At 56.9% G+C, this 16,443-nt stretch carries 13 protein-coding genes; 10 read left to right on the top strand and 3 right to left on the bottom strand.

The window, feature by feature from the left end; genetic code table 11:
• Positions 1–234 precede the first annotated feature (234 nt).
• The 10 genes from ACFFIY_RS05415 to ACFFIY_RS05370 all read left to right on the top strand — a co-directional run bounded on the left by ACFFIY_RS05415 (position 235) and on the right by ACFFIY_RS05370 (position 12,898).
• Positions 235–939: a response regulator transcription factor gene (locus tag ACFFIY_RS05415; RefSeq protein WP_354199090.1), complete on the top strand. Its 705-nt coding sequence runs from the start codon at positions 235–237 to the stop codon at positions 937–939.
• On the top strand, positions 936–1,961 hold the full coding sequence (locus ACFFIY_RS05410; RefSeq protein WP_354199088.1) for a sensor histidine kinase: 1,026 nt from the start codon (positions 936–938) through the stop codon (positions 1,959–1,961). Before ACFFIY_RS05415 ends, ACFFIY_RS05410 begins: the two co-directional genes overlap by 4 nt.
• Positions 1,942–2,715: an ABC transporter ATP-binding protein gene (locus tag ACFFIY_RS05405; RefSeq protein ID WP_354199095.1), complete on the top strand. Its 774-nt coding sequence runs from the start codon at positions 1,942–1,944 to the stop codon at positions 2,713–2,715. The genes ACFFIY_RS05410 and ACFFIY_RS05405 overlap by 20 nt, the downstream gene beginning before the upstream one ends.
• On the top strand, positions 2,687–4,612 hold the full coding sequence (locus ACFFIY_RS05400; protein ID WP_354199086.1) for an FtsX-like permease family protein: 1,926 nt from the start codon (positions 2,687–2,689) through the stop codon (positions 4,610–4,612). Before ACFFIY_RS05405 ends, ACFFIY_RS05400 begins: the two co-directional genes overlap by 29 nt.
• A 185-nt stretch (positions 4,613–4,797) precedes the next feature.
• Positions 4,798–6,357 (top strand): long-chain-fatty-acid--CoA ligase, encoded by a 1,560-nt coding sequence (locus ACFFIY_RS05395; RefSeq protein WP_354199084.1) that lies wholly within the window; start codon positions 4,798–4,800, stop codon positions 6,355–6,357.
• Between the two features lie 334 nt (positions 6,358–6,691).
• Positions 6,692–8,671 (top strand): S9 family peptidase, encoded by a 1,980-nt coding sequence (locus ACFFIY_RS05390; RefSeq protein ID WP_354199082.1) that lies wholly within the window; start codon positions 6,692–6,694, stop codon positions 8,669–8,671.
• A 193-nt stretch (positions 8,672–8,864) separates the two neighbouring features.
• Positions 8,865–9,413, top strand: a complete 549-nt coding sequence (locus ACFFIY_RS05385; RefSeq protein ID WP_354199080.1) for a GNAT family N-acetyltransferase — start codon at positions 8,865–8,867, stop codon at positions 9,411–9,413.
• 218 nt (positions 9,414–9,631) lie between these two features.
• The gene (locus ACFFIY_RS05380; protein WP_354199078.1) at positions 9,632–10,270 is read left to right on the top strand and encodes a LysE/ArgO family amino acid transporter; all 639 of its coding nucleotides are present in this window, start codon (positions 9,632–9,634) and stop codon (positions 10,268–10,270) included.
• A gap of 362 nt (positions 10,271–10,632) precedes the next feature.
• Positions 10,633–10,965, top strand: a complete 333-nt coding sequence (locus ACFFIY_RS05375; protein WP_376837201.1) for an ArsR/SmtB family transcription factor — start codon at positions 10,633–10,635, stop codon at positions 10,963–10,965.
• Complete coding sequence (locus ACFFIY_RS05370) at positions 10,958–12,898, top strand: heavy metal translocating P-type ATPase (protein WP_354199074.1); 1,941 nt, start codon at positions 10,958–10,960, stop codon at positions 12,896–12,898. Before ACFFIY_RS05375 ends, ACFFIY_RS05370 begins: the two co-directional genes overlap by 8 nt.
• Before the next feature lie 63 nt (positions 12,899–12,961).
• Here ACFFIY_RS05370 and ACFFIY_RS05365 read toward each other — a convergent pair whose 3' ends face one another.
• The 3 genes from ACFFIY_RS05365 to ACFFIY_RS05355 are packed head-to-tail and all read right to left on the bottom strand — an operon-like array spanning position 12,962 to position 16,174.
• Complete coding sequence (locus ACFFIY_RS05365) at positions 12,962–14,179, bottom strand: ABC transporter permease (RefSeq protein ID WP_354199072.1); 1,218 nt, start codon at positions 14,177–14,179, stop codon at positions 12,962–12,964.
• Positions 14,176–14,856 carry an ABC transporter ATP-binding protein gene (locus ACFFIY_RS05360; protein ID WP_354199070.1) on the bottom strand — a complete coding sequence of 227 codons (681 nt, stop codon included), beginning with the start codon at positions 14,854–14,856 and terminating at the stop codon, positions 14,176–14,178. Before ACFFIY_RS05360 ends, ACFFIY_RS05365 begins: the two co-directional genes overlap by 4 nt.
• Complete coding sequence (locus ACFFIY_RS05355; RefSeq protein ID WP_354199068.1) at positions 14,840–16,174, bottom strand: efflux RND transporter periplasmic adaptor subunit; 1,335 nt, start codon at positions 16,172–16,174, stop codon at positions 14,840–14,842. Before ACFFIY_RS05355 ends, ACFFIY_RS05360 begins: the two co-directional genes overlap by 17 nt.
• Positions 16,175–16,443 lie beyond the last annotated feature (269 nt).

Here is a 16,443-nt window from a genome sequence, read left to right as displayed (position 1 = left end):
CATCCTGCGGATGCCTTCTGCCAAACATATACAAAATAAAAAGAAGGAGGCGAAAAACGATTTGTTTTTCGCCTCTTTCTTCATTTTAGGGACTTATCGGACAGCCCCTTTTGATATGATGGAAAGAGAAATTGAGTGGCCCGGCGGGGAGAATGAACGTTTCGTCTGAGATGAATACTCCTCCCGCCGGACATGAATCAATGACCGGCAGACGCCGGCAATGGAGGCCAGACCGTGGACAAGCACCGAATCCTGATCATCGAAGACGACCGGACAATTGCGCGGCTGCTCGCCGAGACGCTCCGGAAATATCATTACGACGTGCGGACGGCGGAGGATTTCGATCGGATCCTGGAAGCGGAAGCCGAGTTTTCCCCGCACCTCATCCTGCTCGACATCAACCTTCCGTCTTATGACGGCTATTACTGGTGCCGCCAGCTCCGGCAGCGGACGACGGTGCCGATCCTGTTCATCTCCGCCCGTTCCGGCGAGATGGACCAGGTGTTTGCGCTTGAAAACGGCGGCGATGATTTCATCACGAAGCCGTTCAACTATGAAATCGTCCTTGCGAAGATCCGCAGCCACCTGCGCCGCTCGTTCGGGGAGTACGCGCCGAAGCAGGAAGAGCGGACAATCCGGCTCGGACGGCTTGAGCTGTATCCGGAGCGGATGGAGCTGCATGCGCACGGGGAGGAAATTCCCCTCCAGAAAAAGGAATGCGTCATCCTTGAGCTGCTCTTGTCCGAGTCGCCGAAAGTCGTGACGCGCGAGCGGTTCCTCGAGGAGCTGTGGGACGACCAGTCGTTCGTCGATGAAAACACGCTCAACGTGAACATGACCCGCGTGCGCAAAAAGCTCGCGGAATACAACATCAAGTCGCAGATCGAGACGGTTCGCGGTGCCGGCTACCGGTTCATCGCCGATCCGGAGGAAGCATGAAATCACTCCGGCTGTTCATCGCCGAGCATTCGGCCTATCTCGTGTTCCATGCGCTGCTCACCGTGTTCATCCTGTCGCTCTACTGGCTGGACGGTTTCCGCAATGTGGACACAGCGGTGTATTCCGTCGTCATGGTTGTGCTGCTGACGGGTGCGTTCCTCGCCGCCCGGTTCATCAACCGGCGGACGTTTTACGCATCGATCCTTCGGAAGCCGGACAAACTGGACCGCCTGCTCACCCGGACGGCAAAGTCCCCGGAACCCCGCGAAGTGGAGCGGTTCGCACATGAGGCCTATGCTCTCTATGAGCGGGAAGTGCAGGCGCTCTATGAAGAAAAGAGCCGCCACGAGACGTTCATGAATCAGTGGGTTCACCAGATGAAAACCCCGCTGTCGGTCATCTCGCTGCTGCTGCAGGAGGAGGAGATCGACCGCGAGGCGATCGGCTCGGAAGCCGACAAGATCCGCAGGGGACTGGAGACCGTCCTGCTCACCGCCAGGCTCGGCACATTTGAGCGGGACCTGCATGTTTCGCGTGCCGACCTGGCGATGCTGGTCCGTGAGGCAATCTCAGACCACAAAAAGCTGTTCATCTCCAACCGGGTGTATCCGGTATCGGAAGTCGGCGATGGCCTTCAGGTCATGACCGACCCCAAATGGATGAAGACGATCATCGCCCAGTTCATCACGAACGCCGTGAAGTATTCGCCGGATCCGGGCAGCCATGTGTATTTCACGGCGGACCGGACCGACGAGGGTATCCGCCTCATCGTGCGTGATGAAGGAGTGGGCATTCCGGCATCCGACCTGAACCGGGTGACGAAAGCGTTTTTCACCGGAGAAAACGGCCGCCTCACCGGAGAGTCAACCGGGATGGGCCTGTTCATCGCCAAAGAAGTGTGCGACCAGCTCGGCCACCGGCTTGAAATCGCATCCAGGCCGGGAGAAGGGACCACGGTGAGTGTTCTGTTCGCCGAAGGCCCCGAAGAAGGGAATGAATCTGTTGCCGATCGTCCGGATTGAAGACATCATCAAAATCTATGAAGGCAAAGTGACCCACCGTGCGCTCGACCGGCTGAGTTTTGAAGTAACGGACGGCGAGTTCCTTGCGGTCATGGGGCCGTCCGGGAGCGGCAAGACGACGCTGCTCAACCTCATTTCGGGCATCGACAAGCCGACATCCGGCCGAATCCTCGTCGCCGGCACCGATCCGTCTGAGCTCAAACCGGACGAGGCGGCCCGCTTCAGGCGGCAGGAACTCGGCTTCATCTTTCAGGACTTTAATCTGCTGCGGATGCTGACGGTTGAAGAGAACATCGTGCTGCCGCTCACGCTCGATCAGGTCCCGGTCAAGGAAATGGATGCTCGGATGAGGGCGGCCGCCAAGCGGCTCGGCCTTTCGGACATCCTCCACAAGCGGCCGGATGAGATTTCCGGCGGGCAGGAACAGAGAACGGCGATCGCCCGTGCGCTTATCCACCGGCCTTCGCTCGTGCTTGCGGATGAACCGACGGGGAACCTGGACTCCCATGCTGCACGGGAAGTGCTCGATCTCATGACGGCGATCAACCGCGAAAACGGCACGACACTCGTCATGGTCACGCATGATCCGATCGCCGCCAGCTACTGTGACCGGGTGCTGTTCATCAAAGACGGGGCCTACTACAATGAAATCCACCGGGATGACCGCCGCCGCACGTTCTTCCAGCGCATCCTGAACATGCTGTCGCTCCTCGGGGGGAATGTCGATGACCTTTCGTCAGTTCGCCTACCGTAACGTCGTCCGCAACCGACGGGTGTACGCGGCTTTCTTTCTCGCGAGCGTCTTCTCGGTCATGGTGTTCTTCCTTTACTCGATGCTCATGTTCCATCCGGGGATCGGCGAACGGTTCATCACCGGCATCACCGTCATCGGGATGACGTCCGCAGACATCATCCTGTACGTATTCACACTGTTTTTCCTGTTTTACTCGATGCGGGCGTTCATGCAGGCGCGCGCAGACGAATTCGCGCTTCTGCTTCAGATCGGGATGGAGCGCCGGCAGCTCGGCAGGCTGCTGTTTTTTGAAATGCTCCTGCTCGGGGCAGCCTCGATCGGAAGCGGAATCATCGCCGGATTCGCCTTCTCCAAGTACTTCTTCATGATCGTCAAAGAAGTGCTCGATCTGCCGGAACTGCCTCTTTACCTGTCCTGGCAGCCGTTCGCGCTGACGGCGGGAGCCTTCCTCAGCCTGTTCCTCCTCATCGGCGTCATGTCTTCCTGGATTGTCCGGATCCGGGACATCCATGACTTCCGGAAAGGGATCGGTGCGGCCGCGGACCCGTTCGACTATTCGGCAACCAAGGCCGCGGCAGGATTGTTCCTGCTGATCGCGTCGTACGCCGCGGCGCCGCTTGCCGGCCGGGTGAACGTCCTGTACCTGGCCGTGCTGCTTCCGCCGGCCGCCACGCTCGGCACCTATTATTTCTTCTCGCACACCGTCCTCTGGGTGCTCGACCTGCTGAGGAAACGGAAAAGCATCTACTGGCGCCATGCCCGGCTTGTCTCCTTCGCCGAAACGGCCGTCAAGATCAAAGACAACGCCAACATGTTTTTCATCGTCGCGATTGTCTCGACGGTCGCGTTCCTCTCGGTCGGAACGCTTGCGAGTCTCGCTTCCTACACGGCCCAGTACCGTGCACTGAACCCGCTCGGCCTCGTTTATCTGAGCCAGCCCGGCAATCCGGACGAACAAACGCACATCGCCTCCCTTGAAAGGGAACTGAAGCAGCGGGGCCTGTCTTATGAAGAAGTGCCGCTGACCGTCGTGCGGGAACACTCGTCTTTCTCGGGGCAGCCGCTGAATGTGCTCAGGGAAAGCGAGGTCAACCGGCTCGCCCGGGTGCTTGGCAGGGAAGGGGTCCGGCTGCGTCCGGGAGAAGCGGCATTCCTGCCGTATTCTCCGGATGCCGCTTCCCGGCTTGAAGGAGCGGAAATCGATACGGTCCTCGAACAGAGCGGCGTCAAAGTGGCCGTCCGGGGCACGATGAACGATTTGCTGTTCCCGGCCTATGCACTCGGAACGAATTCCATCGTCTTGAGTGAGACGGATTTCATTAAAGCCGCCTCCGCACAGGCCGACCGGCTGTACACTTTTTATGCGTTCGATGTTCCGAATTGGGAAGAGACAGTCGGCATCGGGCTCGGCCTGTCGGCACGTATGTCGCAAGCCGCTCTCCATAACGGGGAAGAGGCCCTCCCGTTCTTCTTTGAAAATCCGGGTTCGGACTATGCGGTCATCCGCTCGACGTTCCATCTGCTTTTGCTGACGGGCCTGCTCGTCGCGGCCGTGTTCCTGCTCGCCGCGGGAAGCTTCATCTATTTTAAGTTGTATACGATGCTCGACCGGGACCGCCGGCAGGCCGCCGTACTCAGGCGGCTCGGCTTCACCGACCGGGAATTCGTCAAGATCGTCAACCGCCAGCTTGTCCCGCAGTTTTTCCTTCCGTGGGGACTGGCGATGCTCCACAGCACGTTCGCCTTCCTGTCGCTGCAGGCAATCTGGAAAGAAATCACCGACTTGTCGATCGTGAAAGAAATGGCCCTCGTCCTCATCGCCTTCACCGTCATCCAGCTGCTTTACTTCTACCTCATCCGCTGGCGCTACCTGGCGCACGTCAAAGGGTCGGTGTGAGGGGAAAAACTGCCGGAGGGCGGTTTTTTTGAGGCGGATTCGGCGATAAAGATAACGCTTCGCCGATTTCCCTTTTTGTCCCGCTCTTTTTGTCGTTCGCCGGGTTGTATTGTCGAAATTATTCTTATATAATAGCTGTGGGGGTAAATGAATGACTATTCATTCAATAAAAGGGGGATGGCTATATGAATCTCGTGACGCGCGTCCATCAGACGTCACAGGAGGAACCGGAGAAGATCGCCTACCATTTCATGGGCAAGGACACGACGTATGCCGAATTTGACCAGACCATCGGGCGGTTCGCCTCGGGGCTGGCGGAGCTCGGCGTCGGCGAAGGGGACCATGTGGCGTTTCTGCTCGGCAATACGCCGCACTTCCTCATTTCGCTTTATGCGACGATGCGGCTCGGCGCAACGGCCGTGCCGGTGAACCCGATTTATTCGCCGGAAGAGATTGCGTTCATCGTCAACAACAGTGACGCAAAAGCGGTCATTGCGCTGGATGCGATGCTTCCGATGATCGAAAAGGCGGATGCTGCGTTCCCGAAAGTGGAGGCATACGTCATTGCCGAAACAAAGCCGGACACGCACGAAAAACTGTCGGCGCTCCCGGAATCCGTACGCGGCAAAGTGAAACCGTTTACACAAGTCGTGGCCCGGGCACCGGGCTATGCAGAAGTGAAAGAGGCCGACCCGGACGAAACGGCGATCATCCTGTACACATCCGGGACGACCGGGCACCCGAAAGGCGCCATGCTCACGCACCGGAATCTGTATTCCAATGCGCGGGACGTCGCCGACTATCTCGGCTTCAGCCCCGATGACCGGGTCGTCGCGACATTGCCGGTGTTCCACGTGTTTGCGCTCACCGTCGTCGTGAATGCCCCGCTTCTGCGCGGCGCCGAAGTGCTGCTCGCACCGAAGTTCAGCCCGGCGGACGTGTTCCGGCTCATCCGGGAGAAGAAAGCGACGATCTTCGCCGGTGTGCCGACGATGTACAACTTCATGTACCAGTACCCGGAAGGCAAAAAAGAAGACTTCGAATCCGTCCGGCTCGCAATATCCGGCGGCTCGTCGCTTCCGGTCGCGCTGCTGCACAACTTCGAGAAGAAGTTCGATGTCCGGATTTCCGAAGGCTACGGGCTCAGCGAAGCGTCCCCGGTCACGTGCTTCAATCCGCTTGACCGGGACCGGGTGCCGGGCTCGATCGGCACGAACATCGTCAACGTCGTGAACCGGGTCGTCGATGAATTCGGCGAGGACGTGCCGGTCGGGGAAGTCGGGGAACTCATCGTCCAGGGACCGAACGTCATGAAGGGCTACTATAAATTGCCCGAAGAGACGGCGGTGGCCCTCCGGAACGGCTGGCTCTACACCGGGGACCTGGCACGCCAGGATGAGGACGGCTACTTCTATATCGTCGACCGGAAGAAAGACCTCGTCATCGTCGGCGGCTACAACGTCTACCCGCGGGAAGTCGAAGAGGCACTATACGAACATCCGGCTGTCGTCGAAGCGGCCGTCGTCGGCGTTCCCGACCCGAACTACGGGGAAGCGATCCGCGCCTACGTGGTGAAGAAAGAAGGGGACCCGACGACCGTGGATGAGCTGAAAGGCTTCTGTGCCGCCAAACTCGCGAAGTATAAGATCCCGGCGGAAATCGAGTTCCTTGAAGAGCTGCCGAAAAACACGACCGGCAAGATTCTTCGCCGCTCGCTGAAAAACATGGCGACGAACAGCCGATAATACTGAATGGAGCAGACCGGAGGAGCGAATCGCTCCCCGGTCTTTTTTTGAGGGAGGACGGTGTTTTGGGGATACAATCAACGTTCCGCGGGATACCGTCAACGTTTTGCGGAATACAATCAACGTTTCTTGCGATACAATCAACGTTTTGCGGAATACAATCAATATTTCCCGCGATACAATCAACGCTCCCCTGATACCGTCGACGTTTTCCGGATGCCACTCAGGTGTTCGATGACTTTCGTTGCCGGTTGTTCAGTTTTGATTCAGAAGTTGTTCCGCAACTCGAAATAGTTTAGAATATTGATAGGTTTTGCAAAAGGGGGAGTTTAAGATGACGAAGAAGAAAATCACCGCAGAGTCGCTGTTTGAGCTTTATTCCGTAACGGATCCGAACCTCTCGCCGGACGGCAGCGAGGCAGTGTTCATCCGCACGCATATGGACAAGGGAGAAAACAAGTATGTCTCGAACCTGTTCCACGCCGACCTGCAGTCGGGGAAAGTGACGCAGTGGACGCACGGCAAGGGCAGGACGAGTCAGCCGGCCTGGTCTGAGGATGGCGCGAATATCGCGTTCCTGTCCGACCGCGACGGCAAGAACCAGCTGTACGTGCTGCCTGCCGCAGGCGGGGAAGCGGAACAGGTGACCGAATTTGCGAACGGTGTCTCCTCGTTCGTCTGGTCGCCGTGCGGCAAGAAAATCTGGGTGAACGGCGCCGTCAAGCAGGGCAAGACGTTCACGGACAAGGAAGAAGAGAAGAAGGATGACAAGAAGCCGGAACCGGTCCGCGTGACGAAGATGAAGTACAAGGCGGACGGGCTCGGACTGCTGCCGCAGGATCAGTTCCGCCAGATCGGATCGGTTGATCTGGATTCCAAAGAAGTGACGCCGTTCACGGAAGGCGACCACCAGCACGCGCTGAACGCTGTTTCGCCGGACGGCAAGCAGATCGTCTTCAGCGTGAACCGTGCGGAAAACCAGGACTTCGAGTTCCGGGGCACGCTGTATGTTGCGGATGCGAAAACGAAGGAAGAGACCGTCATCATCGACGAAGAGGGCTACTACGGCGGAGCGGCATTTTCTCCGGACGGCAAGAAAATCGCTTTTATCGGCGCAGACCGCCGGCTTGAAAATGCGACACATGCTGATGTGCATGTGTACGATATTGAATCGGGCACCCGCACTGTCCTCACCGAATCGCTCGACGCGCCCGTCGGCGATATGGCGGTCGCTGACTTCCAGCAGGGCGTCAATGCGCCGGCCGTTGTCTGGGCGGGCAACGACTCGCTTTATTTCCAAGTGTCGGTGATGGGCGATGTCCGCCTGTACTACGCGACGCTCGAAGGCGAACTGTATCCGGCCACACCGGAAGGAGAGCATGTGTACGGCTATGACATCTCCCGCGACGGCAAAACCGCGATCATTGCCGTGAGCGATCCGGTGAACCCGGGCGAACTCGCCGTCCAGGACATCTCCTCGGGCAGCCGAAATGCGCTCACTTCATTCAACGGGGAATTCCTCGGCGAACACGAACTCGTCAAGCCGGAGCCGATCGTGTTCAAAGGACCGAAAGACTGGGACGTGCACGGGTGGATCATGAAGCCGGCAGGATTCGAAGAAGGACAGAAATACCCGCTCATCACCGAAATCCACGGCGGCCCGCATACGATGTACGCGAATTCCTTCTTCCACGAACTGCAGCTGCTCGCAGCAAAAGGATACGGCGTCCTGTACGTCAATCCGCGCGGCAGCCACGGCTATTCGCAGAAATTCGTCGATGCGGTCCGCGGCGATTACGGCAACGGGGACTACGAAGACATCATGGCCGGCGTTGACTATGCGCTGGAGCACTGCGACTGGGTCGACCCGGACCGCCTCGGCGTGACGGGCGGCAGCTACGGCGGATTCATGACGAACTGGATCGTCGGCCACACTGACCGGTTTAAATCCGCCGTCACCCAGCGCTCGATCTCGAACTGGATCAGCTTCTTCGGCGTGTCCGACATCGGCTACTACTTCAGCGAATGGCAGCACCGCGCCGCCATGGACAATGTCGATGCGCTGTGGGACATCTCCCCGCTGAAATACGCGGCGGACGTGAAAACCCCGCTCCTCATCCTGCACAGCGAAAACGACTTCCGCTGCCCGATCGAACAGGCGGAACAGCTGTTCATCACGCTCAGGCACATGGGCAAGGAAACCGAATTCGTCCGCTTCCCGAACGCCGACCACAACCTGTCCCGCAGCGGCCTGCCGAACCTCCGCATTGAGCGGCTCGGCGAAATCGCGGGCTGGTTTGAGCGCTACTTGTAAATCGGAGTAAGGGACTGAATTTCGGAGTAAGGAACCGAATTTCGGAGTAAGGAACCGAATTTCGGAGTAAGGGACCAGATTTCGGAGTAAGGAGCCGAATTTCGGAGTAAGGAACCGAATATCGGAGTAAGGGACTGAATTTCGGAGTAAGGGACCAGATTTCGGAGTAAAGAACGAGAAAGGGAAGAATCGTTTGAGCTACACAGAAAAAGGGACGACCATCCGCCCGGTCCAAGAAGATGACCTCCGGCGGCTCTGGGAGCTGAGCTTCCGGGACAAAGACCCCGAATGGAAGCGATGGGACGCCCCGTATTACCCGCATTCCACGATGACATGGGAAGCATTCCAAGAGAAACGGGCCAATCTCGTCGGCCAGGACGACTTCTGGGTGATCGAACGCGGCGGCGATGTCATCGGGATGGTCAGCTGGTACTGGGAACACGAACCGTCCCGCTGGCTTGAAATGGGCATCGTCATCTATGAACCGCAGCACTGGGGCGGGGGCATCGGCACGACCGCCCTCCGGATGTGGAATGATCATCTGTTTAATACGATGCCGCTCGTCCGCACCGGCTACACGACCTGGTCCGGCAATGAGCGCATGATCCGCGCCGGCGAGAAACTTGGCTTCAAGATGGAAGCCCGCCTCCGCAAAGTCCGCTACTGGAACGGAGAATACTATGACTCGATCCGGATGGGAATGCTGCGGGAAGAGTGGGAAGAGCTGAATAGAGAGAGGTAAGGGAGAAAGCCGGCGTGTCTCAAGTGAGACGCGCCGGCTTTTTTAAGTGAGTGAGTCGCTTTGGGTCGCGAGTGAGTCGCATTGCCTTCCGAATGAGACGCAATTGGCTCCGAGTGAGACGCAATCCGATTCGAGTGAGACGCAATCGCCAGAACACCGTGGCGTGCGCGGGAATTCTCCGCTAAGATTAGAGACAGAAAGAAGACAGGGGTATGTGGATGTGGACTGCATGGTTGCATGGAATGATCCTTTCGTTGGGGCTGATCCTGCCTCTCGGGGTGCAGAACGTGTTTATCTTTAATCAGGGGGCGGCCCGGCGCCGACTGTCCGGTGCGCTTCCGGCGGTGATCACGGCCGGAATTTGCGACACGGCGCTCATCCTGCTGGCGGTGACCGGCGTGTCGCTGGTCGTGCTGAGCTTCTCATGGCTGAAGAATCTGATCTTCCTGGCCGGGATCGTGTTCCTGGTTTATATGGGTTGGTCAATCTTCCGGAGTGCGCCGGGCCAGTCCGGCGGGATGTCCGAAGACAGGCAGATCTCTCCGAAGAAGCAGATTCTATTCGCGGCTTCGGTCTCGCTGCTCAATCCGCATGCGATCCTTGATATCATCGGGGTGATCGGCCCGAGCTCCCTCGCCTATACAGGGCGGGAGCTCGCCGGCTTCACGATTGCCTGCATCACGGTGTCCTGGTTCTGGTTTTTCGGGCTCGCCATGGCAGGAAAGACGATTGGCGGTCTGGACACCGGCGGCCGGTTCCTGAAGCGGCTGAACCAGGCATCGGCCCTGCTCATCTGGGGGATTGCCCTGTATCTTGCATATCAGCTCATAGGTGAGTGGACGGAAGTGATAAAGTAAAAATTAGAGCCTGATCGAACAATCGGGATGGAAGCCTGAATCCTTGAATGAATAATAAGCCGAAGCCTCAAAGACGGGCTCCGGCTTTTTCGTGCCTGTCTCGGCACATCATCCACAATGGCTCTTTAGCTGAGCGTTGGCGGGTTTCGTAGGAACTCGAGGGTGTTTGGTAGGGATTCGCTTGCAATAGGTAGAGATTCGCAGACAATTGGTAGCGATTCGTGCATGGATGGCAGGGACTCGTTTGACCTCGCAAAAGATTAGTTCCATCCGTAGACTTTAATTTTCAGATAGCGTACAATAAACCCATCAACATATGAACAATTCATCATATATTAATGAATAAGAACAGGGGGACGGGAATGATGGGACGAAAGGAAATTCAAGAAACGGAAATGCTGAGCGCGGAAGTGGAGCAGGACATGGCGAATCTGTTCCAGGCGCTGTCCAACCCGACCCGCATCAAGATTCTTTATTTGCTGAAGCAGCAGTCGCTCACGGTGACGGAGATCAGCGACCGGCTGGATGTTTCTCAAAGTGCGGTTTCGCATCAGCTCAGGGAGTTGAAGCTGGCACGTCTCGTCAGGAATCAGAAGCAGGGCCGGGAAATGATTTACCGGCTCGATGACGACCATGTTCATCAGATTTTCCATATGGCGATCGAACACGTAAAGGAGATCTACAATTATGAGTGAACTGTCGACGAATCATGCTGCCAGGTCCTGCAGTCACAACCATGATCACGACCATGACCATGAGCACGGCGGCAACCTCGCCGTCATTCTGTATTTCACCGGACTGGCTGCATTTCTGGTCGGGCTGTTTACCGGATCCGACCTGTGGCAGGCGATCCTGTATCTTGCCGCGCTTGTCGTGTCGGGCTACCATATCATCATCGAAGGGTTCGCCGACACGTTCAGGCAGACGGCGCAGAAAAAGAAATTCACGCCGAACGTCCATATCTTGATGACGCTCGCTGCGATCGGCGCAGTCATCATCGGAGACTACCGGGAAGCGGCGCTCCTGATCCTCATCTTTGCCGGGGCCCACTTCCTTGAGCATTACGCGGAAAGCAAAAGCAACAAGGAAATCACGTCGCTACTGAAGCTGAATCCGACGACCGCCAGACGGATCAATCCGGACGGAACGGTCGAAACCGTAGACGTCTCCGCATTGAAGATCGGCGACAAGCTGTCCATCCTGAACGGCGACCAGATTCCGACGGACGGGATCGTCACTTCCGGCCATTCGTCTGTCGATCAGTCTTCAATCACGGGCGAGAGCATGCCCGTTGAGAAGAAAGAAGGCGATGAACTGTTCGGCAGCACGATCAACGGCACCGGAACGATGACGATGGAAGTGACGAAAAACAGCGCCGACACGGTGATTTCAAAGATCATCCAGCTTGTGAGCCAGACGCAGAACAACGTCTCAAGAACCGCCGCGTTCATCAAGCGGCTGGAGCCGGTTTACGTTAAAGTGGTCCTGCTGCTCACGCCGCTTTTCTACCTGCTCGGCTATTATGCGTTCGGATGGGGCGCCTATGAAAGCTTCTACCGGACGATGGTGTTCCTCATCGCCACGTCGCCTTGCGCACTAGCGGCGACCGACATCCCGGCCACCCTGTCGTCGATCAGCAACCTCGCCAAGCGCGGCGTGCTGTTCAAGGGCGGATCTTATTTGTCGAACCTGTCTGACCTGAAGGCGGTGGCGTTCGACAAGACCGGAACGCTGACGACCGGGAAGCCGTCCGTAACCGATACGTTTTTCGGTGACCAAGTGACACCGGAGCAGGAAAGGGAACTTGGCCGGATCATCGTCTCCATGGAAAGCAAATCCAACCACCCGCTCGCACAGGCGATCCTGATGCATTATCCTGACATAGCGCCGCTTGACCTGGAAGTGGAAAACCTGATCGGCACCGGCCTCGTCGCAAAAGCGGAAGGGACGCTGTATAAGATCGGCAAGCCAAGTTCCTACAAGACGATTCCCGAAGCATTCATCCGGCAGACCGGGATTTTTGAATCGGAAGGGAAAACGGTCGTCTATTTCGGCAATGACGAAGAAGTGCTTGCGTTGCTCGCCATCCAGGATATGCCGAAAGAAACTTCGCAGGAAGCGATCCGCTACCTGAAAGGACAGAACATCCACACGGTTATGATCACGGGGGATGCCGAACGCACCGGCCAGGCGATCGGACGTGTGCTCGGAATCGATGAAGTGCGCGGCAATGTGATGCCCGAGGAAAAAGCGAACATCATCGCCGATCTGAAAAACACTTATCCAACGATTGCCATGGTCGGCGACGGGGTGAACGACGCGCCGGCCCTCGTCGCGGCGGATGTCGGCGTGGCGATGGGGGAAGGGACGGACATCGCAATCGACGTGGCCGACGCCGTCCTCATGAAAAACGATCTGACGAAGTTCTCCTACACTCACCGGGTCGCGAAGAAACTTCGCCGGCTCGTTATCCAGAACATCTCGATCGCACTGGCGGTCGTCGTGTTCCTCGTCATCGTGAACTTGACCGGCAACATGAACATGACCGCGGCGGTCGTCATCCACGAAGGAAGCACGCTCGCGGTCATCCTGAACGGCCTGAGGATGCTCAAGGGCCTGGAAGCCTGATCATCACAACAAATCAAATAAGCCGGAGCCTGCACGTTCGCGGGCTCCGGCTTTGCTATGCATTTATTCATACCTCAACGCATCAATCGGGCTCAGCTTGGACGCTTTGTTCGCCGGCAAAATGCCGAACACGATGCCCGTGAACGAGGAGAAGAGGATGCCGATCACGACGACGACCGGATTGATGATCGGCGTGAACGGAAGGAACTGGGCGGCAACCGCGGTGACGAGCGCCGCGAAGCCGATGCCGATTAGCCCGCCGAGCGAGGTCAGGGTGACCGACTCGATCAGGAACTGGCCGAGGATCTGGCCGCGTGTGGCACCGAGTGCTTTGCGCAAGCCGATTTCCCGGGTGCGCTCGGTGACCGAGACGAGCATGATGTTCATGACGCCGATTCCGCCAACGAGAAGCGAAATGCCGGCGATGCTGCTGATGAACAGGGTGATCGTCAGATAGAAGCTGTCGAATTCCTCGACGAACTCGGTCATGTCCTGGGCGATATACATTCCACCCTCTGAAGCCGCCAGTTCATTGAGCTTGTCGGCTGCGGCATTTCCGGTGTCAAACAGGGTTTCCGGATTGTCGGCAATTACGCTGATCGTGTCAATCTCCGGAGACCCGAACATCATCGAGATGAGCGTGCGCGGCATGAGCATCTGGCCGTTGGAGAAGTCATCCAGCTGCTGGAATTCCGGCGGCAGCGTGGTTTCAAAGACGCCGACGACTTTGTACGGATTGCTGTCGATCTCTATGATCGCACCGACCGCTTCCTCATCCGGCTTGAACATGTTTTCCCGAGTGAGCGAGTCGATCATGACCACGCGGGAATAGCTGTCGTTGTCCCGAGTGTTGAGTCGCCGTCCTTCAAGCAGCTTGATGTCTTTGGCGATGAAATATTGATTGTCGACGCCGACCATTTCCATGTCGGCCGTTTTTTCATTGTGCACCATCGTGCCCCAGCCGCTGTTTGTGCCGAGGATATACTTCACGCCGGGGACTTGCTTGACTTCATCGAGTTGGTCTTTGGAGACGGCCGGCGGTTCCACCCAGATGAACTCACCGTTTTCCTCAAACTCGGTCTGTTCAAAGTAGAGCGGCACCGCATTGTCGTCCGTGTTGAACATCTCATCGCTCATCTGCTTGCGGGCTCCGTCGCCGATTGCGACGACAATAATGACCGCACTTACACCGATGATGATCCCGAGCATCGTCAGGATCGAGCGGACTTTGTGGTTCCAGACCGATGACAGGGCGAGGATGAAACCTTCCCGGATGTTCATGCCGTCACCTTCCTGTCTTCGACGATCAGTCCGTCTCGAAGCACGATGATCCGGTCGGTGCAGGCGGCGATCTCTTCTTCGTGGGTGACGACGATGACCGTCTTTCCTTCGCGGTTCAGCTTGGTGAGGAGTTCCATGATCTGGGCGCCGGTCTTCGAGTCGAGCGCACCGGTCGGTTCATCGGCGAGGATGACGGACGGATTGTTGACAAGTGCACGCGCAATCGCGACACGCTGCTTTTGGCCGCCCGACAATTCGCTCGGAAGATGGGTCATCCGGTCTTCAAGGCCGACTTTAGCGAGAAGTTCCCGTGCCCGCACAGCCCGCTCTTTTTTCGGCACGCCGGAATAAATGAGCGGTGTTTCCACATTCTTTTGGGCGTTGAGGCGGGGCAGCAGGAAAAACTGCTGGAAGACGAAACCGATGTGCTCATTGCGCAGCCGGGCAAGCTGTTTCTCATTGGAATCCTTCACGTCTTCACCGTTCAGTGAATACACGCCGGCCGATTGCTTGTCCAGGAACCCGATGATGTTCATGAGCGTGGACTTGCCCGAGCCGGAGGGTCCCATGATGGCGACGAACTCTCCGTCGCCGATCTCCAGATCCACTCCGCGCAGCACCGGCACGATCAGGCTGCCGGCACCATAGGACTTGGAGATGTCACTGAGCTTCATCATGTTCGGCATCCCCCGCTTCGGTTTCAGCCGGATCGTCAGCCGGCGCTTCCTCCAACTCTTCCGGCGCTTCCTCAATCGATTCTTCGATCATATCCGGAACTTCCATGCCTTCAAGCTCATTCACCCAATCCGAAACTTTTGAGCCTTCTTCAAGGTTTTTCTCCATCAATATATATGGATTCGTGACAATCAGTTCACCCGGATCAAGGCCTTCCGCCACGCCGGCAAATTCATCGCTCATCTCGCCGAGCGTGATCGTCCGCTTTTCAAGGATGTTGTCGCTGCTGATCACCCAGACGAACTCATTGCCTTCCTCATCCATATCGAGCGCCATATGCGGAATGGCCATCTGTTCGCTCTGTTCCAGGTCGGACACATTGATCTCAAGCGACACATGGAATCCTTGGCGGAGATCCGCGGTGTCGCCGGCGAGCGTGACGGTGAACGGATACATCGTCACGTTACCGCCTCCGCCGCCGTAGTCTTCCATGCCGCCCTGATCGCCTTCAGGGAAGTGGGAGACACTCTCGATTGTGCCGTCCCACGTCCGATCCTGAAAGACTTTCGGGCGGATGACGACGGGCTGGCCGTGATTGATCTTCACCGTATCAAACTCACTCATCGACCCGATGACCTTGAACGGGCCGCTAGAGATGATGTGGACGACCGGTTCTGAAGAGCCGTTTTCGGATGGTTCGATATTCTTGTTCACTTTCACGATCGTGCCGTCGATTTTGCTTTTCACCGTCAGCTTTTCTTTCTGCACGGAGAGTTCATCGATCGACTGCTGGGCGGAACTCACTTCGTCCTTGATGGCTTCAATCTCCATCTCCAGGCTGACAATCTCCTTTGAGGCCGCGTTGATTTCCTCTTTTGTCACTTCAGGGTTTTTCTTCATGTCTTTCAGCTGCTTTTGGGCAGCGGTGATTTCATCGTTGGCGATTGCCAGGCGCTTCTTCGTCAGATCGCGTGTTCGGACCGCCTTGTTGTACTCGGAATTGATCGTCGAATCATCATACTTGAACAGCGGGGTGCCCGCTTCGACCTTCTCGTTTTCCGCAACCAGGAACTCTTTCACTTCACCGTTTTCAGCTTCGTGGTAGACTTTTTGTTCGTCGCTCGGGATGATCTGGCCCGTGACGAGAATCGTCTCGCCGAGTTCCTGCATGGCGACGGGCTGAACCATCACCGGCTCCTCAAATTCATCGGACGCATGGCCCGGCAGCAACAGAAAATCTTTTAATAGAAAGATTGCCGCTCCGAGCAGGACGACGACCGACACAATGACCGACGTCCAGATTTTCGCTTTCTTGCTCAATGTTCCCCCTCCTTATGATTGCCACCGCCCGCTTTATCTGTTTGTCACGGGCAATGGTGCGGTTCCTGATGAAATCCAGAAACTAAAAAGAAGGACGTCCCGCCAGTCACACAGAACAGATAACTTAAGTCTGACAGTGACTGGATAACCGACCTTCATCTACATTATACGATACTATCTGAACAATGCTATATTATAAATTTGATATTTTTGATAGATTTATTGCAACTTTTAAGGAAGAGAAACGTCATCCGGCTTCGCAAAAAGCA

Source organism: Bhargavaea ullalensis, assembly GCF_042432615.1.
Lineage (GTDB): Bacteria > Bacillota > Bacilli > Bacillales_A > Planococcaceae > Bhargavaea > Bhargavaea ullalensis.
The sequence above is the reverse complement of the archived record's forward strand: the minus strand, read 5'-3'. Positions and strand labels throughout refer to the sequence as shown.